Below are 18708 nucleotides of genomic sequence, written 5' to 3' on the forward strand. Positions count from 1 at the left end.
GCTTTTGCCGGACGTGCCGCCAAGCACATCCCCCTCACCAGCCCTCCGGGCCACCCTCTCCCCAGGGGGAGAGGGTTATAGAGGCCAAACGCCCGATCCATTCGCACACCGGCAGCCACGAGAAATGAATTTTCTATGAGATGCTTTTAACGTGGAAATTTTTACTACATAGAAGCGCCTTCTCAGCCAAAAAAGTAAAAAATTCTCATATGAACCATGCGATATTGAGAATCACTACAGGGGCTTCGCGAAAATTGCCGAAGCGAGAGTCTAAAAAGAAAACCAACAAGTAAAATCCTAGCTGTTCTGGGTTTTTACGTAAGAAAGAGGGACTTCCGTTGTTGATTTCATTTCCTCCATGGCGAACATTGACGAGACATCCTGAAGCTCGATGCGCTCGATGAGCTTTCGGTAGAAGGCATCGTAGGCCTTGATGTCCGGAATGACCACACGCAGCAGATAATCGATTTCGCCGCTCAGGCGGTAGAGATCGACAACCTCCGGTATGTCGGCCACCACGCGACGGAACTCCTCGAGCCATTCCGCCGAGTGTTTGCTGGTTCGGACGGCGACGAAGACGGTCACGTCGACGTTCAGCTTGGCCCGGTCCAGCAACGCCACGCGGCGGCGGACATAGCCTTCCTGTTCAAGGCGTTGCACGCGGCGCCAGCAGGGGGTGGCGGACAGGCCGACCTGCTTGCCGAGGTCGGCGAGCGACAGGGTCGCGTCGGCCTGAAGGGCGGCCAGGATCTTCCGGTCGGTGGCGTCGATGGTCATCGGGGTTGCTCGGGGCCTTCGCGGTTGGGACGGATGATTTTGCTCGTTTGGCCCGCCAGGAGAAAAGCTTTTTCGTTTTGAGGATTTCGCATGCACCCGCATGCCGCCATCGCGGGCAGACCGCCCGGCCTTTGAGCAGGCGGCCGCCACCACAGGGCCAGAACAGGAAAGATCAGGATGATGACCGACACCATCGCCACGGACAAAGCCCCGGCCGCCATCGGCCCCTACGCCCAGGCCCGCGTCGCCGGGGGGCTGCTGTTCGTCTCCGGCCAGCTGCCGATCGACCCGGCCACCGGGGCCTTCGCCGGCCCGGACGCGCCCACCCAGGCGGCGCGCAGCCTGACCAACATCGCGGCGATCGCCGAGGCCGCCGGAACCAGCCTGGCGAAGGCGGTGAAGATGACCGTCTACGTGACCGACCTCACCCAATTCAAGGCGGTGAACGAGGTCTATGCCGGCTTCTTCCAGGCGCCGTTCCCCGCCCGCTCGACCGTCGAGGTGTCCGCGCTGCCGCTCGGCGCGTCGGTCGAGATCGACGCCGTCATCGCGCTTTGAGGGTGACATGACCGCTTCCGCGCAGACCGTGCCGTTTTCTCCCGGTGCCGGTTCGATCCGTCAGCCGTTCCGCCTCGACTACACCCCGCTGCCCGAGGCCACCGGCCGCGACTGGACCCGGCGCGCGATCGAGCTGCTGGAGACCGAGGCGGCGCGGTCGCCCGACACGCCGCTGCTGAAGCTCGACGTTCCGGAGCTGTCCGGGATCGACGTCTATCTGAAGGACGAGTCGACCCACCCCACCGGCAGCCTGAAGCACCGCGTCGCGCGGTCGCTGCTGCTGTTCGCCATCTGCAACGGGCGGATCGGCGAGGGAACCCCGGTGATTGAGGCGTCGTCGGGCTCCACCGCGGTGTCGGAAGCCTATTTCGCCCGGCTGCTCGGCCTGCCCTTTCACGCGGTGATGCCGCGCGGCACCTCGGACGAGAAGGTCGCCGCCATCGAGCTGCACGGCGGACGCTGCCACTTCGTCGACTCCTCCAAGGCGATCTATGCCGAGGCGGCGGCGCTGGCGGTGCGGCTGGGCGGCGTCTATCTCGACCAGTTCACCTACGCCGAGCGGGCGACCGACTGGCGCACCGACAACATCGCCCAGTCGATCTTCGGCCAGATGCGCAGCGAGCGCCACCCGGTGCCCGACTGGATCGTGATGAGCGCCGGCACCGGCGGCACCGCCGCCACCATCGGGCGCCACATCCGCTACCGCCATCTGCCGACCCGGCTGTGCGTTCCCGACGCCGAGCATTCGGTCTTCTACGACAGCTTCGTCAACCGCGACGCCGCGCTGACCTGCGAGCGCGGGTCGCGCATCGAGGGCATCGGGCGGCCCCGCGTCGAACCGTCCTTCATCCCCGAAGTCGTCGACCAGATGATCAAGGTGCCCGACGTGGCCTCGCTGGCGGCGATGCGGGTGCTGTCGCGGCGGCTTGGCCGGATGGTCGGCGGCTCCACCGGGACCAATTTCTTCGGGCTGTGCTGGATCGCTGGACGGATGCGCGACGCCGGGCGGGCCGGCTCGCTGGTCACGCTGATCTGCGATTCCGGCGAGCGCTACCGCAACACCTACCACGACGACGCCTGGATGGCGCGGGCCGGTTTCGACACCGCCGCCGACGAGGCACGGATCGAAGCCTTCCTTCAGGGCGGCCCGTCCCTCTGACGCAAGAACAAGCGCTTTCAAAAAACAAAAATCGCCACCGCAAGACACTTGGCAAAGAACAGGAGCATTCACCGATGGACGAGTTTCGCACACTTCTGCGCAACGCGATGAAGAGCCGCGCGATGGTCTATGAGGCGGCCTTCGACGAGATGCGCAAGGAGATCGGCGAGGAGAAGGCCCGGGAGATCATGGCGCGCACCATCTATCGCCGGGGTGCGGCCATCGCCCACAATTTCGCGCCCCACGCCCCGGCCGATCTGGCCGGCCTGCGGGACTCCTTCCTGAAGTTCATCCCCGACGCCGAGGCCCAATTCGGGCCGGAGGTCGTGCGCTGCACCGACGAGGTGCTGGAGATCCGCTTCCACACCTGTCCGCTGAAGGAAGCTTGGCTCGAAGCCAACCTGCCGGCGCAGACGGTTGAGACGCTTTGCGAACTCGCCGGCGCGGTCGACAAGGGCACCTTCGAGACCGCCGGCTTCGAGATCGAGGTCGACACCTGGAAGCCGGGCCGCAGCACCTGCTGCCACCTGACGATCACGCCGGGCGCCGCCGCGCCCGTCGCTGATCCGGCCGCCGCGAACTGACCGTCCAGCCTCGCCGACAGGGGAACCGAATTATGAAAAGGCATGCTGTTTTCGGCGCCGTTCTGGGCGCCATGCTGGCCACCACCGCCGGCGCCACCACCGCCCAGGCCGCCGACCGCGAGATCGTCATCGGCTATCAGGCGCCGCTCAGCGGCGACCGCAGCCAGTACGGCGAGATGTTCCGCAACGCCGCCCAGATCAAGCTGGAGGAGTTCAACGCCTCGGGCAAGCTGGCCGGCGCCAAGGTCGCCATCACCTTCGAGGACAGCAAGGACGATCCCAAAGAGGCGCGCAACATCGCGCACAAGTTCCTCGACAACTCCAAGGTCGTCGGGGTGATCGGCGACTTCTCATCCACCGTGTCGATGGCGGCGGGCGAGATCTACGCGGCGGAGAAGATGCCGCAGCTCTCCCAGACCGCCTCGCATCCGGATTTCACCAAGCTCAGCCCCTGGCAGTTCCGTAACATCACCACCCAGGCCTTCGAAGGCCCGTACAACGCCGACTGGATCATCGCGGCGGGCAAGAAGACGGCGGCGGTGATCTACATCCAGAACGACTGGGGCATCTCGGCGCTCGACGGCTTTGTCAGCGGCTTCAAGGCCAAGGGCGGCAAGATCACCGCCACCGAGGCGTTCAACCCCGGCAACCGCGATTTCCGCTCCATCCTGACCAAAGTCGCCCGGCAGAAGCCCGACGTGATCTACCTCGCGATGTTCTACGAGGAGGGGGCCGCCTTCGCCCAGCAGCGCGAGCAGCTCGGCATCAAGATCCCGCTCTACGGCACCAGCTCCCTCTACTCGCCCAAGCTGATCGAGCTGGGGCGTGAATCGGTGGAGGGGCTGCACCTCGCCACCACCTTCACGCCCGACAACCCCGACCCGGCGGTGCAGACCTTCGTGAAGGAATACGCCGCGCGCTTCAAGTCGGAGCCCGGCATGTTCGCCGCCCAGGCCTACGACGCGGTCGGCATCATGCTGGACGCCGTCGCCAAGGCCGGTCCGTCGGTGACCCGCGAGAGCCTGCGCGACGCGCTGGCCGCCACCACCAACTATCCCGGCGTGACCGGCGCCACCAGCTTCGACCCAGTCACCCGCGAGCCGGCGAAGGCGCTGGCGAAGATGATGGTGAAGGACGGCCGCTTCCAGGTCGTGACCGGCCCCTGACCGGTACCGTCTAAGGTCGCCCCAGGGACGCCCCAGGGCTTTCCACACGATCCGCTTTTCGGGACACACGCCGTGGTGCGCGCTCCGCCGGGACCGGCGGGCGCGCTCCCCGAAGCCTGGAGCACGCCATGGTCTTCGATGTCTTCTTCCTTCAGCAGGTCATCAACGGCCTGTCCATCGGGTGCGTCTACGCCCTGATGGCGATCGGCTTCACGCTGATCTTCGGCGTCCTGAACGTCGTCAACTTCGCCCATGGCGAGGTCTACACCATCGGCGCCTTCGTCGGGCTGATGGTCATCACCGCGCTGGCCCCGCCGCTGCTGGCGGTGGTGCCGCTGGTCCTGGCGGTGGGTGCGGTGTCCGGCGTCGGGCTGGAGCGCATCGCCTTCCGCCCCTTCCGCCGCTTCACCGATGAGGCCAGCCAGAAATCTCGCGCCATGCGCGAGGCGACGCTGCTCTCCTCGCTCGCCGTGTCGATCGTGACGCGCGAGATCATGATGCACATCTTCGGCGGCGACATGCAGGGCATCCCGTCCGGCTACCTGCTGCAGCAGCCGGTCGCCATCGGGCCGGTCATGGTCGCCAGCGGCAGTCTGGTCATCTTCGCCACCTCCGCCGTCATGCTGGGCGCGCTGCAGTTTCTGCTCTACCGCACCCAGACCGGCCTCGGCATCCGTGCGGTGTCCAACAACCAGCTCGGCGCCCGCTACGTCGGCATCAACACCGACCGCACCATCGTCACCACCTTCGCGGTCGGCTCGATGCTGGGCGCCACGGCGGGAATCCTGGTCGGTCTCTACGACGGCGCCATCTCGCCGCACATGGGCTTCGCGCCCGGCGTGAAGGCTTTTGTCGCCATGGTGATGGGCGGCCTGTCGAGCATCCCGGGAGCGGTCGCCTGCGCCCTGCTGCTCGGCGTGTCGGAGAGCATCGCGACCGAGTTCCTGTCGAGCGGCTGGAAGGACCTGATCACCTACAGCCTTCTGGTCATCACGCTGGTCTTCTTCCCGCAAGGATTGTTCGGACATGGACGTGAACGTGCCTGACGCCCGGCTGATGCCGGCCACCCTCGCGCCGCCCGCCGCGTTTTCCGGGCGAGGCCGGCGGTTCGCCTGGACCCTTCTCCTGCTGGCGGTCGCCTTCGGCGCCGTGCCCGCCGCGATCGTCGGCACCGGGTCCAGCTACCTCGCCCAGATCGCCATCACGACGATGATCTTCGTGATCCTGTCGGCCAGCCTGAACCATGTGACGGGCACCGCCGGGCTGCTGTCGATCGGCCACGCCGCCTTCTACGGCATCGGCGCCTACGCGGCGGCCCTGCTGTCCACGAAGCTCGGCCTGCCCTTCATCGTCACGCTGCCGGCGGCGGGGCTGATCGCCGCGTTGTTCGGCTTCCTGGTGGCGCTGCCGACCATGCGGCTGGTCAGCATCTACTTCGCCGTCGCCACGCTGGGCATCGGCGAGATGATCTACGTGGTCCTGCTGAACTGGGTGGACGTGACCCGCGGCCCGATGGGCATCCGCGGCATCCCGCCGATTTCGCTGTTCGGCTGGCAGGCCGACACGCTGCTCAGCCGCTATCTGGCGGTCGCGGTCATCGCCGTCGCCTGCGTCTGGGTGCTGCACCGGCTGACCCACTCCTACTACGGCAACGCGCTGCGGGCTCTGCGCGAGGACGACCAGTGCGCCGACAGCATGGGCATCAACGTGGAGCGGCTGAAGATCGAGTCCTTCGTCGTCGCCACCTTCTTCGCCGGCATCGCCGGGGCGCTGCTCGCCCACACCTCCGCCTACATCGCGCCGGACAACTTCCGCTTCATGGAATCGATCCTGATCCTGGCGATGGTGGTGGTCGGCGGGCTGGGCAGCCTTCCCGGCGCCGTCGTCGGCGCCCTGTTCATGATCGTTCTGCCGGAGGCGCTGCGCGACATCGGCGATTACCGCATGATCGCCGTCGGGGCGACCATGTTCCTGTCCATCCTGCTGCTGCCCAAGGGCATGCTGGCCGAAGGCACCGCGCTGGGCTTCGTCCGCCGCTCCTTCTCCCGCGGCTGGGCCACCATCGCCGGCGGCACGCCCGTCGGCTGGAAGTGAGGCGGATCATGAGCAACACGCTTCTCTCCATCCAGGGGCTGACCCGGCGCTTCGGCGGCCTGCTGGCGGTCAGCGACGTCAGCGCCACCATCGCCAAGGGCGAGCTGGTCGGGCTGATCGGCCCCAACGGCGCCGGCAAGACCACCCTGTTCAACCTGATCACCGGTTTCACCCCGCCGTCGGACGGCACGGTGACCTTCGATGGGCAGGACGTCACGGGGCGCAAGCCCTGGCAGATCGCCCGCATGGGCATGGGCCGCACCTTCCAGAACCTGCGCGTCTTTCCCAACATGACGGTGTTCGACAACGTGTCCGTCGGGGCGGTCGGCGCCTTCGGCCAGTCGCCCTGGCGGGCGCTGGTCAACGGCGGCGCCCACAGCCGCGCGGTCAGCGAGCGGAGCTGGGAGGCGCTGGAGCGCGTCGGGCTGACCGCGCAGGCCGGGGACATCGCCGCCAACCTGTCCTACGGCAAGCGCAAGTATCTGGAGATCGCCCGCGCCCTGGCGACGTCGCCACGGCTGCTGATCCTCGACGAGCCGGCGGCCGGCCTGAACGACACCGAGACGGCGGAGCTGGCCGACTTCATCCGCCGCCTGCACGCCGGCGGCGTCACCGTTCTGCTGGTGGAGCACGACATGGGGCTGGTGATGGGAAGCTGCAGCCGGGTCATCGTCCTGGCGTCCGGCCGCAAGATCGCCGACGGCACGCCGGAGGCGGTGCAGCGCGATCCCGCCGTCCTCGAAGCCTATCTGGGAGTGGAAGACGATGCCGCTTGACGCCGCACACGCCATCGCCACCCGCCGCATCCTTGAAGTCCGCGACCTGACAGTGCGCATGGGGCCGCAGGAGATCCTGCGCGGCGTCTCGCTCGACGTGGCGGAGGGGGCCATCGTCGCCGTGCTGGGCGCCAACGGCGTCGGCAAGACCACGCTGATGCGCGCGCTGTCGGGCATCTACCGCACCACGGGCGGCGCCACCGTCTTCGACGGCGAGGATATGACCGACAGCCCCAGCCACGAGGTGGTGCGCCGCGGCCTCGCCCAGGCGCCGGAGGGGCGGCAGATCTTCGGCACCATGACGGTGCGGGAGAACCTTCTGCTCGGCGGGCGGACGCTGCGCCACGACCGCGCCGCCCGCATGGAGCGGATGCTGGAGCTGTTCCCCCGCCTGCGCGAGCGGCTGACCCAGAAGGCGGGGTCGCTGTCGGGCGGCGAGCAGCAGATGCTGTGCATCGCCCGCGCCCTGATGTCGAAGCCGCGCCTGCTGCTGCTCGACGAGCCGTCGCTCGGCCTCGCGCCGATGGTGGTGAAGCAGATCTTCGACCTGCTGGTCCAGATCCGCGGCGAGGGCACCTCGATCCTGCTGGTGGAGCAGAACGCCCGCGCCGCGCTGCGCGTCGCCGATCACGCCTATGTCATGGAGGCGGGAAGGGTGACACTCTCGGGCAGCGCCGCCGATCTGGCCGCCGACCCGCGCGTGCGGGCGGCCTATCTCGGCGGCTGACGGAAAAAGGATCGCAGCGATGACCACCGACACCGAAAACGCCGCTCCCGCGTCTGCCCCCCTGCCCATCCTGGAGCGGCGGCGCATCGAGGCGGCCTTCGCCAAGGCGCTTTACGACCAGCTCCTGCCCGAGATCGGGCGGGAGCGGGCGCGCGCCGTGCTCGCCCGCGCCATCGAGGTGATGGCCCGTGAGGCCGGCGCCGCCATGGCGGCGGAGGACCGCGCCACCCGCGGCACCGCCGACCTCGCCACCTTCCACGAACGGCTGGCCCTGTGGACCGCCGGGGACGCCCTGCGGCTGGAGGTGATCGAGAGCGCGCCCGACCGGCTGGGCTTCAACGTCACCCGCTGCCGCTACGCCGAAAGCTACCGCGCCATGGGCGTGGAGGAGATCGGCGACATCCTGTCCTGCAACCGGGACGGCGAGTTCATGTGCGGCTACCGGCCCGACGTCCGCTTCACCCGCACCCAGACCATCATGCAGGGCGCCAGCCACTGCGACTTCCGCTACAGCCTGCCGGCGGGCGGACCCCAGGAGTCCCCGGAATGACCATCCCCGCGAACGTCCGCCTGCATCCCGCCGCCGAGGCCCTGGCCCCGGAGATGCGGCAGTGGCGGCACCATCTGCACGCCCATCCCGAAACCGCCTTCGAGGAGCACGAGACCGCCGCCTTCGTCGCGGACAAGCTGCGCGCCTTCGGGCTGGAGGTGGCGACGGGGCTGGGGCGCACCGGCGTGGTCGGCACGCTGAAGGGCCGCCGCCCCGGCGGCCGCGCCATCGCGCTGCGCGCCGACATGGACGCGCTGCACATTCACGAGACCAATGACTTCGCCCACCGCTCGGTCAATCCGGGGCGGATGCACGCCTGCGGCCACGACGGCCACACCACCATGCTGCTGGGAGCCACCAAGGTCCTGGCCGACGATCCCGACTTCGCCGGGACGCTGCACGTCATCTTCCAGCCGGCGGAGGAGAACGAGGGCGGTGCCCGCGAGATGATCGCCGAGGGGCTGTTCGAGCGGTTCCCGGTGGACGGCGTCTACGGCATGCACAACTGGCCGGGCCTGCCGCTTGGGCAGATCGCGCTGCGGCCGGGGCCGATGATGGGCAGCTACGATATCTTCGAGGTGACGGTCCACGGCAAGGGCAGCCACGCCGCCATGCCGCATCTCGGCCACGATCCGATGACCGCCGCCGGCCATCTGCTGACCACCCTGCAGACCATTCCGGGGCGCAGCCTGCACCCGCTGGACAGCGCCGTGGTCTCCACCACCTGGATCACCGGCGGAGACACCTGGAACGTCATCCCGGCGGAGGTCACGCTGCGCGGCACCGTCCGCGCCTTCAAGGAAGGGGTGCAGGACGTGGTGGAGGCGCGGCTGCGCGCGCTGGCCGAGCACACCGCCGCCGCCTTCGGCTGCACCGCCAGCGTGCGCTACGAGCGGCGCTACCCGGCGACGGTCAACAGCGCCGCCGAGACCGCGCTGTGCGCCCGCGTCGCCGCCACGCTGGTCGGCGAGGAGAACATCGACCACGACCCAATGCCCTCCATGGGGGCGGAGGATTTCGCCTTCATGCTGAAGGAGCGGCCGGGCTGCTACGTCTGGCTGGGCAACGGGCCGACCGACGGCGGCTGCCTGCTGCACAACCCCGGCTACGACTTCAACGACGCCAACCTGGCCATCGGCGCCAGCTATTGGGTGGCGCTGGCCAAGACGCTGCTGGTGGAGGAGGGGACGCGATGAGCGCGCTTCTCAAACCGTTGCTGGACGCGCCGCTGCCGGACTCCCACTGGGCGGCGAGCGCCGTCGCCGGTCCGGAGACCGGCCCGCTGGACGGATCGATCCGGGTGGACGTGGCGGTGGTCGGGGCGGGCGTCACCGGCCTGTCCACGGCGATCCATCTGGCCGAGCAGGGCGTGCGCGTGGCGGTGCTGGAGGCGCGCGAGCCCGGCTTCGGCGGTTCGGGCCGCAACAACGGCCAGATCATCCCGACGCTGTCGCGCCTCGACCCCGTCAACCTGACGGTGGCCTACGGCGAGGCGAAGGGATCGGCGCTGGCCCGCATGGTCGGCGGCTCGGCGGCGCTGGTCTTCGACCTGATCGAGCGCTACCAGATGCGCTGTGACGGCGTGCAGAAGGGCTGGATCCAGCCGGCCCACCGGCCCGGCCGCATGACGGCGGCCGAGCAGCGGGTCGCGCAATGGCGGGCGCTGGGGGCGGAGGTCGCGCTGCTCGACGCGGCGCAGACGGAGCGGGCGCTGGGCACACGCTTCTGGCACGGCGCCATGGTCGCCCCGACCGGCGGGCATGTGAACCCGCTGTCGCTGGCCCGCGAAATGGCGCGGGCCGCCCTCGGGCTGGGCGTGGCGATCCACAGCGATACGCCGGTGGTGTCCATCGGGCGCGCCGGGACCGGCTGGACCCTGACCACGCCGCGGGGCAGCGTGACCGCCGACCGCGTCGTTCTGGCGACCAACGCCTACACCGACGATCTGTGGCCGGGGCTGCGCCGCTCCGTCGTGCCGGTGCTGAACTTCCAGATGGTGACGGAGCCGCTGCCCGCCGCCCTGCGCGCCAGCGTGCTGCCCTCCGACATGGCGTGCAGCGACACCCGCGGCGACCTGCATTTCTTCCGCTGGACCGCCGACAACCGGCTGGTCTCCGGCTGCACGCTGGTGCGGTCGGCGGACGCCGAGCGGCGGGCGCGGGAGCGCACGCGGGAACGCATCCGCCGCGTCTTCCCCCAAATCGGCAATCCGGCCATCGCGCGGAGCTGGAGCGGGCATCTGGCGATGACCGCCGATTTCCGGCCCCACTTTCACGAGCTGGCGCCCGGCGTGACCGGGGCGGTCGGCTACAACGGACGCGGTATGGCGCTGGGCACCGCCGTTGGCCGCGAACTGGCACGCCACGCCACGGGGACGGGCGCGCAAGAGCTGGCCTTGCCCTTCACCCCGGTGAAGCCGCTGCCGTTCCACGATCTGGTGACGCGCTTCTCCCGGCTCTACATGCTGCATCTGCGCCGGCTGGATCGCACGGACTGACGGAGACGGCGGCCTCCTCTCCGCCTCCGGCCGCGTCGACCGGAGGCGGAAAGCCGTGCCGCCTCGCTCCCCACACCACCAGCAGCGCCGCCAGCAGCAGTACCAGCAGGGCCGGCGCGAAGGCGCCGACGCCCAGCCGTTCGAGCAGCACGCCGCCGACGATGCCGCCGCCGGCAATGGCCGTGTTCCAAGCGGTGACCAGCATGGACTGGGCGACATCCGCCGCGTCGCCCGCGGTCCTGGCCAGGGCCGTCTGGAACAGCGTCGCCGCACCACCAAACGCCAGGCCCCAGGCGGCCACCGCCGCAAGGACCACGGCCGGGGCATCGCCCGCCACGCCGAGCGCCAGCGTGGACAGACCGAACAGGCCGGTGCTGGCCAGCGTCAGCGCCCGCAGATGGCCGTCGATCAGCGCGCCGACGATCCAGATGCCCAGCAGCGACGCGACGCCGAACAGCAGCAGCGCCAGATCCGTCCGCCTTTCCATGCCCGACGCCGCCAGGAACGGCGCGATGTAGGTGTAGAGGATGTTGTGCGCCAGCACGAAGGCCAGCACCACGAACAGCACCGGGCGTACGCCGGCCAGGGTGAACACGCGCCCGGGCGACAGACGCCTGCCGGCCGCCTGCCCGGCGAAGTCCGGCAGCGCGCCGCGCACCCACAGCATGAGCGCCAGCGCCAAGGCGCTCATGATGCCGAAGCACACCCTCCAGCCCACCAGAGCGCCCAGGAAGGTGCCGGCCGGCACGCCGAGCGACAGCGCCAGCGGCGTGCCGACCATCGCGACGGCGATGGCCCGGCCTTTCTGGTGGTCGGGCACCATGCGCGCGGCATAGCCCGCCAGCAGCGCCCACATCAGGCCGGCCGATACGCCCGCCAGGAAGCGCGCCACCATGGTCAGGGCGAAGCTGCCGGAAAAGGTCGTGACGGTGTTGGCGACGACGAAGCCGGCGATGGCCGCCAGCAGCAGCGGGCGGCGGCGCACCCCCTGCGTGGCGGCGGTCAGCGGGATGGCCGCCGCCAGCGAACCGGCGGCGTAGATCGTCACGGTCTGGCCGACCCAGGCCTCGGTCACTCCTAGCCCTTGGGCCATCTGCGGCAGCAGCCCGGCGGGCAGCGCTTCGGTGAGGATGGTGATGAAGGCCGCCATGGCGAGCGCCAGCAGCGAGGCCAGGGGCAGGCGGTCCGAAGCGGCGGCGCCCGTGCGCGGGGGCGTCCTCATGGCCGCGCCTCCAGGGCGCCACAGACCGCGTCGCGCAGGTCGGTGACGAAGCGGCCAGACATGCCCTCGTAGAGCGTGTTGGTGAAGGCGATGACGGTGAGGCCCCGCGCCCGGTCCACGAACCAGGAATGGCCGTAGGCGCCGCCCCAGCGCCAAGTGCCCTCCGATTCGGGCGAGGCGGCCGAGATCCGGTCGCGCAGGACCGAGAAGCCCAGCCCGAAGCCGAAGCCGGGCGCGTTGGGCAGGTCCCGGCCGCCCGTCTGGTCCCGGGCCATCTCCGCGATCAGCTCGCCGGGGAGGAGCGCACCACCGCCTTGGCGCAGGGTCTCCAGCAGCCGCAGAAGGTCCTCCGCCGTCCCCGCCATGCCCGCGCCGCCCGACGGAAAGGCCTGCGGATCGAAGATGCGCGCAGGGCTGTAGGCGATGCCGACGGCGCCCTCGAAAGGGGAGACCGTCTCGCCCTCGGCCAGCCGATGCGGCCGCGGTGCATCACCCACATAGGCGGTCGCCACGCGCCGAGGATCGCGGGCGGTGAAGCCGGTGTCCGCCATGCCCAGCGGGCCGGTCGCCAGACGGCGCACCGCCTCGTCCAGCGTCGTGCCGTGGACCCGCGCGACCAGCGCGCCCAGCACGTCGGTCGCCAGTGAGTAGCCCCAGCCCGTCCCCGGCTCGTAAAGCAGCGGCACGCCGGCGAGGCGGCGCAGGTTCTCGTCCAGGCTGAGGCCGGACGCGTCCATGCCGTCCGACACGCCGGCCCGCGCATAGGGGCCGTCCGCGTCGGCCTCGAAGAAGCGGTAGCCGAGACCGGCCGTGTGGCTGAGCAGCTGCCGCACCGTGATGCGCGCCGGTCGGCCGTCGGCCAGCCGGGGCTGGAATCGGGGCAACCAGCGCGCGATGTCCGCGTCGAGGTCGAGCCGGCCTTGCGCCACCAGCGCCAGCGCCGCGGTGGAGACGATGGGCTTGCTGACCGAGGCCAGACGGAAGACCGTCTCCACGGCCATCGGCCGCGCGCTTTCGCGGTCGGCGAAGCCGGCGGCCTGCCGGTGGAGCAGCGCGCCGTCCCTCGCCACCAGGACGACGGCGCCGACAAGCCGCTGCTCGTCGAGCGCCCGCTGGACAGCGCTGTGAACGCGCTCACGGAGATTCGCCGGCGGAACGCCTTGGCGGAGGACAAAGGGCGGATGCGTCATGGCACGCTGCTCGTTTCAATTGGCGATGCCGTGACGATAAAAATCCTGCTATTAAAGAAAAAGCCGGGTGCAGTTCCTGATTATGCGGAGCTGTGTGTCCGCAATGGAGGAGCCGGATGGACAGCCTGAACGGCTTCGTGGTGTTCGTGCAGGTTGCCGAGACGCGCAGCTTCGTCGCCGCCGGCCGGCTGCTCGGCGTGTCGGCCTCGGCCGTCGGCAAGAGCGTGGCGCGGCTGGAGGAGAAGCTGGGCGTGCGCCTGTTCCACCGCAGCACGCGCAGCGTCACGCTGACCGCCGAGGGCACGCTGTTCCTGGAGCGCAGCCGCCGCATCCTGGCCGAGATCGAGGCGGCGGAGCTGGAGCTGTCCCAGGCCTCCGCCGTGCCGCGCGGGCGCCTGCGCGTCAGCCTGCCGCTGGTCAGCTCGCTGGTCCTGCCGGTGCTCGGCGAGTTCATGCGCGCCTATCCCGAGATCGAACTGGACCTGGACTTTACCGACCGCATGGTCGACGTGATCGAGGAGGGCTTCGATGCCGTGGTGCGCACGGGCGAGCCGGCCGATTCACGGCTGTCGGCGCGCCGGCTGGGGAACTTCCGTTTGTTGCTGGTCGCCTCGCCGGACTATCTGGCGCGGCGGGGCACGCCGCAAACGCCGGCCGATCTGCGGCGGCACGCCTGCCTGCACTACCGCTTTCCCAACAGCGGCAAGCTGGAAACCTGGGCGCTGCGGCAGGCGCCCGGCGAGCCCGAACTGCAACTGCCGACCTCGATGATCTGCAACAACATCGAAACGCGCGTGTGCTTCGCGCTGCAGGGGCTGGGGATCGCCTACCTTCCGGACTTCGCCATCCGCGATCTGTTGGCAGATGGCCGGCTGGAGCCGGTCCTGGCCGATCATGTGGAGCGCACCGGCGTTTTCCATGTGCTGTGGCCGGCGAGCAAGCACCCCTCGCCAAAGGTGCGGGCGCTGGTGGACTTCCTACGCGCGAGGGTGTTCCCGGCCGCGAAGGGCAAGCCCGGCGGTTGACAGTTTGGCGGTTGACAGGCCGGCGGTTGACAGCCCGGGGGTGGCCCGGCCACTGTGGCGCCATCCCAAAGCGGCCCCACGCGGATTGCCCCGGCTCATGGCCACCGTCTCCGAAGCCCTGTCCATCGCGCTCGACCATCACATCGCCGGGCGCGTGGCGGAGGCGGAGACCCTCTACGGCCGGATCCTGGAGGCGGTCCCCGGTCATCCCGACGCCAGCCATCTGATGGGGCTTCTGCTTGCCCAGACCGGGCGGGCGGCGGCGGCGCTTCCCCATCTCAACGCCGCCGTGGCGGGCGATCCGGCATCGCCGACCTATCACCTCAACCGCGGTAAGGTTCAGGACGCGCTCGGACGGACCGCGGACGCGGCGGCGAGCTGGCTCGCCACGCTGCGCCTGCAGCCGGACCATGGGGAGGCGGCGGAGCGGCTGGCTCCGGCGCTCCGCCTGTTGGCCGAGACCGCGTTCGATGCCGGAGCCCTGGCCTCCGCCACGGCGCTTTACGAACGGGTGCTGACCCTCGATCCGCAAAATCTGTCCGCCACCTTCGATGCGGCGATGGCCGCCAAGGGGCTCGGACGGCTGGAAGAGTCCGCCCGGCTGGCTGGCCTCGTGGCCCGGCTCGACCCGGCGCTGTTGCGCGCCCGCATGGCCGAGGTGGAGGCATGGCAGGCGCTTGGCCAGACGGAACGGGCCATCGCCGCGCTGCGTCCGGCGGTGGCCCTGGACCCCGCGCAGGGCGGTTGTTGGGCGAGCCTGTGTCTGCTGCGCAACGATCTGGGGCAGCGCGGCGCGGCGGTCGTCGCCGGCCGGCGCGCGGCGCTGGCAGCACCCGCCGACACCGGGTTGCTGGTCCGGCTCGCCGCCGCCCAGCAGATGGCCCTCTACGACCGGGCGATCGCCGCGGCACCGGGCATCGGCACGGGCTTCTCCCGCCGGGCGATGCTGCTGCTGCGCCGGGCCGCGGGCGACGTCCCGCCGCCGCGCCAACCGTCGGGCAAGCGGCGGCTGTCGGTGTCCACACTCGGTCATGCGGGACGCTTCGGCAACCAGCTGCTCCAATACGGGTGTCTGCGTGTCTGCGCGGAGCGGAACGGGATGGAGCTGGAAACGCCGGAATGGATCGGGCGTCCTCTCTACGGCCTGGACGACCCGCTTCCCGGTCCGCCGCTGCCCAGCCTGCACGAAGAGGACTGCGGTGTTCCGGCGCTGCTGGACGGGCGGGCGCTGTCGGGCGCGGGCGGTCACGACGTGGTCGGCTATTTCTGCGGCGACACCGCGCCGCTGGCGCCGCACCGCGCGCGGTTCCGCGCCCTCTTCACACCGGTCGGCGCGGTGGCGGAGCGCGCCGCGGCGGCGCTGGACGGGTTGCGGACGCGCGGGCGGACCCTGGTGGCGATCCATCTGCGCCGCGGCGATTTCGGCCTCAACGACCGCTTCTGGATCGCGCCGGAGGGCTGGTATCTCGACTGGCTGGCCGGGGTGTGGACGACGTTGGACCGGCCGGTGCTCTATCTCGCCACCGACGCGCCGGAACTGGCGGACCGCTTCGCCCGCTACCGCCCCGTCCTCGCCGGCGATCTGGGTGCGCCGCTGCCGGGGGTGGAGTTCTTCACCGATCACTGGATCCTGTCGCGGGCCGACCATGTCGCCGTGTCCAACAGCTCCTTCTCGGTGACGGCGGCGATGCTGAACCCGGCGCTGCGTGCCGCCCTGCGCCCCGACCGCGAACGGGCGCGGCTGGTGCCCTTCGATCCATGGAACGGGCCAGTCCTGCTGCCCTGACCGGCGTCAGCCGGGACGGCGGACGTAGAGCGCGTCGCCCCAGCTGTGATGGTAGGGGCTGGTCTCGGCGACGCGGTCGAAGCCGTGGGCGAACAGGATGTCGTCCACATCGGCGGCGAGCCCCGAGCCCTCATACAGCTCCGCGTAGCTCACCTCGGTCACCACCGCGTCGAACCGGGCCAGCAGATCACCGCAGCCGGTGAGAATCCGGCATTCCGATCCCTGCGCGTCGATCGCCAGCACGTTGAAACCCTCCGGCGCGAGGCCGTTGGACGCCAGCAGGTCCGGCAGGGTCCGGGTCTCCACCTCGATGACCTCGTCGACGGTGATGTGGGGATAGACGGTCAGATGGCCGGTCGGCTCCAGCAGGGAGCTGGACTGGCGGCTCGACATGCGGGAAAAGCGCGCCCGCCCGGCCCGGTCGGACACCGCGGCGTTCAGGCAGACGACGTCGCCGTTGCCGGCGAAACGGGCCTGGAGCGTGGCGAAGGTCGCCGGGTCCGCCTCGACGAACAGGACGCGGTCGGCGCCGGCCTCCCGGTAGTTGGCGTATTCCTCGCCCTCATGGGCGCCGACATGGATAATCCCGCGCGGCACGACTCCATGGCGGGGGAACAGGTCCTTGTAGCGGAACATGCCCTGGCTGCGCGCGAACAGCCGGTTCCAGTGCCGGGGGGCGACCGCCATGTGCGTGCCGCCGCGCCCGTCCTCCGGCGGCGTGCCGCGGAATTCCAGATTGCGGTCGGCGAAGCGGAACAGCGAATAGCCGTTGGCCTGCAGGCGCGCGTACAGCGTGGCCAACTGGCCGCCGGCCTCAGACTCGTCGAATTGAAGGAAGTCGATGCGGCGCAGGCGCAGCAGATCGGCGGCACCGTCCAGCACCGCCAGGGCATCGCCGCAGCCGTCCAGAATCAGCCAGTCGATGTGGCGCGGCCCAACCGGACCGCACCACGCGTCGAGTCCCGGTAGGGAGGACGGCAGGGTAAAGCATCTCCGGCCGGTGGCGGCATCCGTCCAACGCCCGGCACCGGTTCCAACCGCCACCAGAATGGCTTCGGGTGGCAGGAAGGCTTTCTGAAGCGGAAGTCCGGGAAGGGGAGGCGTCTCGTGCTGCATCTCGTCACCGCAATGGGGCTGATGAACAGTCCCAAGGGATGATCGCAGCCGCTTCCCGTCGCCTTGGCACGATGGCCATTGTGGAAGCGGACGCGGGGCGGGTCAACGGCACCGCCCCGATCACGATAAGCTTGCGGCGTCAGGCCGCGCGGTGGAGGAAGCCCAGATGCTGCGGCGCCAGGGTGGAGGCCCACTCCTCCGCCGCGTCCTGCGCCTCGCGGCGGGTGGCGAACCAGCGGGCGTCGGGGGTCCAGCTCAGCCCCTCATGCTCCGCATGCCAGTTCCACCAGCCGTCGGTGGCCTCGCAGACCGTCAGCATCACGCCGAACGCGGATTCCAGGGCGCGGGCGCCGGTCTTAGCCTTTTCGTTATGCCAGTCCATAAGCGTTACTCCAGATGTCCTGCCTTTCGGCATAGCATAGTTCGGTAGACGAACAAAACCAAAAACGGAGGAGGCTGCTCGGGATTGTCGATCCGGACGCTGCGTCCCCTCACTCCGGTAAGGACGCAAACGCCGCGGGCTGCGTGACTATTCCATGGCGCGGGCGGCGCGCGCGTTGGATGGCGCGATGTCCCAGCCGGACGGTCATGATTCCCAGGGCGATTCCCACGGCGTCTCCGGCCAGATCGGACAGGCTGGCCTCGCGTCCCGGAACGAAGGATTGCGCCACCTCGATGGCGGCGCCGAGCGCGAAGACCGCCAGAACCGCCAGGACGGCGGCGCGCCGGCTGGCGCTGGCCAGGATGCCGAGCAGGGTGAGGAGCCCGAAGGCCCCGGCGTGCACCAACTTGTCGAAGCCGTAAAGGCCGCTAGGCGCCAACTGCGGTTGCAGCGCGGCCCAGAAGGCGATCCCCATGAGGCCGAGAAGGGCGCAGAGCGCGAGCCGGCGCCAAACAAGGGGAAGTGGGCGGAACGTCATGACGGCCTCCTGCGACGAAGGCCATCCTGCGCGGAACAGTCTCAAGAGCCGGTTAACCGCCCGATGTCCGCGCTGTGACATCAGGCGGGCAAGGCTCGTTTCAGGACCCGGTCGCCAGACCCATGGCAATGCCGCGCGCCTCGGTGAAGGCGGCGCGCTGCTGCACCAGCGTCCCGTCGGCGTAGACGCCCCAACCGCTCTGCGAGCCGGTGGCGTGGTAACGGATTTCGATCCGGCGGTGACAGTCCTGCATCACGAAGTGACAGGGACTGATCTTCTTCCACATGGACACCATCGGCATGTCGGGCACCCATCCAAGCGATGAATTACGATGACTGTACCAATGGCCGATTATGGTTGCCGTGATATTAACGAGACGGCGTCCGATTCCCGCGCAAAATGGGTAGTGGCCTGTTCAGGCGTGGTTTTTCGGAGTTTCCAGGCATCCGGGAGCGTCCTGGACCGGCTTTCCGGGGAGGGCATATGCCCGATGGGAGGACGTGCCTCGGACTTCATTGGTTAATATTCTACTAACGGACGGGTAGCCGGCCCGCCAACGAT

21 protein-coding genes are annotated in these 18708 nt (G+C 69.7%); 14 read left to right on the top strand and 7 right to left on the bottom strand.

Annotated elements, in window-relative coordinates:
* Positions 1–297: 297 nt before the first annotated feature.
* Entirely contained in the window at positions 298–771 is a 474-nt protein-coding gene (locus ABAZ39_RS29380) for an Lrp/AsnC family transcriptional regulator (protein ID WP_040138335.1), read from the bottom strand.
* 186 nt (positions 772–957) lie between these two features.
* Between ABAZ39_RS29380 and ABAZ39_RS29385 the strand changes: the two genes are divergently transcribed.
* From ABAZ39_RS29385 to ABAZ39_RS29435, 11 genes are all read left to right on the top strand, one after another.
* Positions 958–1335, top strand: a complete 378-nt coding sequence (locus tag ABAZ39_RS29385) for a Rid family detoxifying hydrolase (RefSeq protein WP_040138336.1) — start codon at positions 958–960, stop codon at positions 1333–1335.
* A 7-nt stretch (positions 1336–1342) separates the two neighbouring features.
* Positions 1343–2494: a PLP-dependent cysteine synthase family protein gene (locus ABAZ39_RS29390; RefSeq protein WP_040137874.1), complete on the top strand. Its 1152-nt coding sequence runs from the start codon at positions 1343–1345 to the stop codon at positions 2492–2494.
* 74 nt (positions 2495–2568) lie between these two features.
* A complete protein-coding gene (locus tag ABAZ39_RS29395; RefSeq protein WP_040137875.1) occupies positions 2569–3078 on the top strand; it encodes an L-2-amino-thiazoline-4-carboxylic acid hydrolase in 510 nt (169 codons plus the stop codon).
* A gap of 32 nt (positions 3079–3110) precedes the next feature.
* Entirely contained in the window at positions 3111–4244 is a 1134-nt protein-coding gene (locus ABAZ39_RS29400) for an ABC transporter substrate-binding protein (protein ID WP_040137876.1), read from the top strand.
* 128 nt (positions 4245–4372) lie between these two features.
* On the top strand, positions 4373–5290 hold the full coding sequence (locus ABAZ39_RS29405; protein WP_040137877.1) for a branched-chain amino acid ABC transporter permease: 918 nt from the start codon (positions 4373–4375) through the stop codon (positions 5288–5290).
* Positions 5271–6338 (top strand): branched-chain amino acid ABC transporter permease, encoded by a 1068-nt coding sequence (locus ABAZ39_RS29410; RefSeq protein WP_040137878.1) that lies wholly within the window; start codon positions 5271–5273, stop codon positions 6336–6338. Before ABAZ39_RS29405 ends, ABAZ39_RS29410 begins: the two co-directional genes overlap by 20 nt.
* A gap of 8 nt (positions 6339–6346) precedes the next feature.
* Complete coding sequence (locus tag ABAZ39_RS29415) at positions 6347–7114, top strand: ABC transporter ATP-binding protein (protein WP_040137879.1); 768 nt, start codon at positions 6347–6349, stop codon at positions 7112–7114.
* The gene (locus ABAZ39_RS29420; RefSeq protein ID WP_051658724.1) at positions 7104–7841 is read left to right on the top strand and encodes an ABC transporter ATP-binding protein; all 738 of its coding nucleotides are present in this window, start codon (positions 7104–7106) and stop codon (positions 7839–7841) included. Before ABAZ39_RS29415 ends, ABAZ39_RS29420 begins: the two co-directional genes overlap by 11 nt.
* Positions 7842–7860: 19 nt before the next feature.
* On the top strand, positions 7861–8391 hold the full coding sequence (locus ABAZ39_RS29425; RefSeq protein ID WP_051658725.1) for an L-2-amino-thiazoline-4-carboxylic acid hydrolase: 531 nt from the start codon (positions 7861–7863) through the stop codon (positions 8389–8391).
* A complete protein-coding gene (locus tag ABAZ39_RS29430; protein WP_040137880.1) occupies positions 8388–9587 on the top strand; it encodes a M20 aminoacylase family protein in 1200 nt (399 codons plus the stop codon). Before ABAZ39_RS29425 ends, ABAZ39_RS29430 begins: the two co-directional genes overlap by 4 nt.
* Entirely contained in the window at positions 9584–10888 is a 1305-nt protein-coding gene (locus ABAZ39_RS29435; protein WP_051658726.1) for an NAD(P)/FAD-dependent oxidoreductase, read from the top strand. The genes ABAZ39_RS29430 and ABAZ39_RS29435 overlap by 4 nt, the downstream gene beginning before the upstream one ends.
* On the opposite strand, the gene ABAZ39_RS29440 is transcribed toward ABAZ39_RS29435, so the two are convergent.
* Together ABAZ39_RS29440 and ABAZ39_RS29445 are read right to left on the bottom strand one after the other, a co-directional pair.
* Positions 10794–12110 (bottom strand): MFS transporter, encoded by a 1317-nt coding sequence (locus tag ABAZ39_RS29440; protein ID WP_081863431.1) that lies wholly within the window; start codon positions 12108–12110, stop codon positions 10794–10796. The two genes, ABAZ39_RS29435 and ABAZ39_RS29440, sit on opposite strands and share 95 nt — an antisense overlap.
* Positions 12107–13300: a serine hydrolase domain-containing protein gene (locus ABAZ39_RS29445; protein WP_040137881.1), complete on the bottom strand. Its 1194-nt coding sequence runs from the start codon at positions 13298–13300 to the stop codon at positions 12107–12109. The genes ABAZ39_RS29440 and ABAZ39_RS29445 overlap by 4 nt, the downstream gene beginning before the upstream one ends.
* Between ABAZ39_RS29445 and ABAZ39_RS36360 the strand changes: the two genes are divergently transcribed.
* From ABAZ39_RS36360 to ABAZ39_RS29455, 3 genes are all read left to right on the top strand, one after another.
* Positions 13292–13429: a hypothetical protein gene (locus ABAZ39_RS36360; RefSeq protein WP_160174878.1), complete on the top strand. Its 138-nt coding sequence runs from the start codon at positions 13292–13294 to the stop codon at positions 13427–13429. The two genes, ABAZ39_RS29445 and ABAZ39_RS36360, sit on opposite strands and share 9 nt — an antisense overlap.
* Complete coding sequence (locus ABAZ39_RS29450) at positions 13417–14325, top strand: LysR family transcriptional regulator (RefSeq protein ID WP_040137882.1); 909 nt, start codon at positions 13417–13419, stop codon at positions 14323–14325. Before ABAZ39_RS36360 ends, ABAZ39_RS29450 begins: the two co-directional genes overlap by 13 nt.
* Positions 14326–14422: 97 nt before the next feature.
* The gene (locus ABAZ39_RS29455; protein WP_040137883.1) at positions 14423–16111 is read left to right on the top strand and encodes a tetratricopeptide repeat protein; all 1689 of its coding nucleotides are present in this window, start codon (positions 14423–14425) and stop codon (positions 16109–16111) included.
* Between the two features lie 6 nt (positions 16112–16117).
* On the opposite strand, the gene ABAZ39_RS29460 is transcribed toward ABAZ39_RS29455, so the two are convergent.
* The 4 genes from ABAZ39_RS29460 to ABAZ39_RS29480 form a co-directional block, all read right to left on the bottom strand.
* Complete coding sequence (locus tag ABAZ39_RS29460) at positions 16118–17155, bottom strand: FkbM family methyltransferase (RefSeq protein ID WP_247881810.1); 1038 nt, start codon at positions 17153–17155, stop codon at positions 16118–16120.
* Between the two features lie 211 nt (positions 17156–17366).
* Positions 17367–17609, bottom strand: a complete 243-nt coding sequence (locus ABAZ39_RS29465) for a hypothetical protein (RefSeq protein ID WP_040137885.1) — start codon at positions 17607–17609, stop codon at positions 17367–17369.
* Between the two features lie 109 nt (positions 17610–17718).
* Positions 17719–18147, bottom strand: a complete 429-nt coding sequence (locus ABAZ39_RS33555; protein WP_051658727.1) for a VanZ family protein — start codon at positions 18145–18147, stop codon at positions 17719–17721.
* Positions 18148–18247: 100 nt separating this feature from the next.
* Positions 18248–18448, bottom strand: a complete 201-nt coding sequence (locus ABAZ39_RS29480) for a hypothetical protein (protein ID WP_014200194.1) — start codon at positions 18446–18448, stop codon at positions 18248–18250.
* Positions 18449–18708: the final 260 nt, after the last annotated feature.

The sequence above is a fragment of the Azospirillum argentinense genome (assembly GCF_000632475.1).
Lineage (GTDB): Bacteria > Pseudomonadota > Alphaproteobacteria > Azospirillales > Azospirillaceae > Azospirillum > Azospirillum baldaniorum.

Bases quoted from the DNA above. Each gene is read 5' to 3' on its own strand.
- ABAZ39_RS29425 (WP_051658725.1), top strand. From the start codon at position 7,861: ATGACCACCGACACCGAAAACGCCGCTCCCGCGTCTGCCCCCCTGCCC.
- ABAZ39_RS29465 (WP_040137885.1), bottom strand. From the start codon at position 17,609: ATGGACTGGCATAACGAAAAGGCTAAGACCGGCGCCCGCGCCCTGGAA.
- ABAZ39_RS29435 (WP_051658726.1), top strand. From the start codon at position 9,584: ATGAGCGCGCTTCTCAAACCGTTGCTGGACGCGCCGCTGCCGGACTCC.
- ABAZ39_RS36360 (WP_160174878.1), top strand. From the start codon at position 13,292: ATGCGTCATGGCACGCTGCTCGTTTCAATTGGCGATGCCGTGACGATA.
- ABAZ39_RS29430 (WP_040137880.1), top strand. From the start codon at position 8,388: ATGACCATCCCCGCGAACGTCCGCCTGCATCCCGCCGCCGAGGCCCTG.
- ABAZ39_RS29420 (WP_051658724.1), top strand. From the start codon at position 7,104: ATGCCGCTTGACGCCGCACACGCCATCGCCACCCGCCGCATCCTTGAA.
- ABAZ39_RS29385 (WP_040138336.1), top strand. From the start codon at position 958: ATGACCGACACCATCGCCACGGACAAAGCCCCGGCCGCCATCGGCCCC.
- ABAZ39_RS29405 (WP_040137877.1), top strand. From the start codon at position 4,373: ATGGTCTTCGATGTCTTCTTCCTTCAGCAGGTCATCAACGGCCTGTCC.
- ABAZ39_RS29415 (WP_040137879.1), top strand. From the start codon at position 6,347: ATGAGCAACACGCTTCTCTCCATCCAGGGGCTGACCCGGCGCTTCGGC.
- ABAZ39_RS29390 (WP_040137874.1), top strand. From the start codon at position 1,343: ATGACCGCTTCCGCGCAGACCGTGCCGTTTTCTCCCGGTGCCGGTTCG.
- ABAZ39_RS33555 (WP_051658727.1), bottom strand. From the start codon at position 18,147: ATGACGTTCCGCCCACTTCCCCTTGTTTGGCGCCGGCTCGCGCTCTGC.
- ABAZ39_RS29445 (WP_040137881.1), bottom strand. From the start codon at position 13,300: ATGACGCATCCGCCCTTTGTCCTCCGCCAAGGCGTTCCGCCGGCGAAT.
- ABAZ39_RS29395 (WP_040137875.1), top strand. From the start codon at position 2,569: ATGGACGAGTTTCGCACACTTCTGCGCAACGCGATGAAGAGCCGCGCG.
- ABAZ39_RS29455 (WP_040137883.1), top strand. From the start codon at position 14,423: ATGGCCACCGTCTCCGAAGCCCTGTCCATCGCGCTCGACCATCACATC.
- ABAZ39_RS29450 (WP_040137882.1), top strand. From the start codon at position 13,417: ATGGACAGCCTGAACGGCTTCGTGGTGTTCGTGCAGGTTGCCGAGACG.
- ABAZ39_RS29480 (WP_014200194.1), bottom strand. From the start codon at position 18,448: ATGCCGATGGTGTCCATGTGGAAGAAGATCAGTCCCTGTCACTTCGTG.
- ABAZ39_RS29410 (WP_040137878.1), top strand. From the start codon at position 5,271: ATGGACGTGAACGTGCCTGACGCCCGGCTGATGCCGGCCACCCTCGCG.
- ABAZ39_RS29400 (WP_040137876.1), top strand. From the start codon at position 3,111: ATGAAAAGGCATGCTGTTTTCGGCGCCGTTCTGGGCGCCATGCTGGCC.
- ABAZ39_RS29440 (WP_081863431.1), bottom strand. From the start codon at position 12,110: ATGAGGACGCCCCCGCGCACGGGCGCCGCCGCTTCGGACCGCCTGCCC.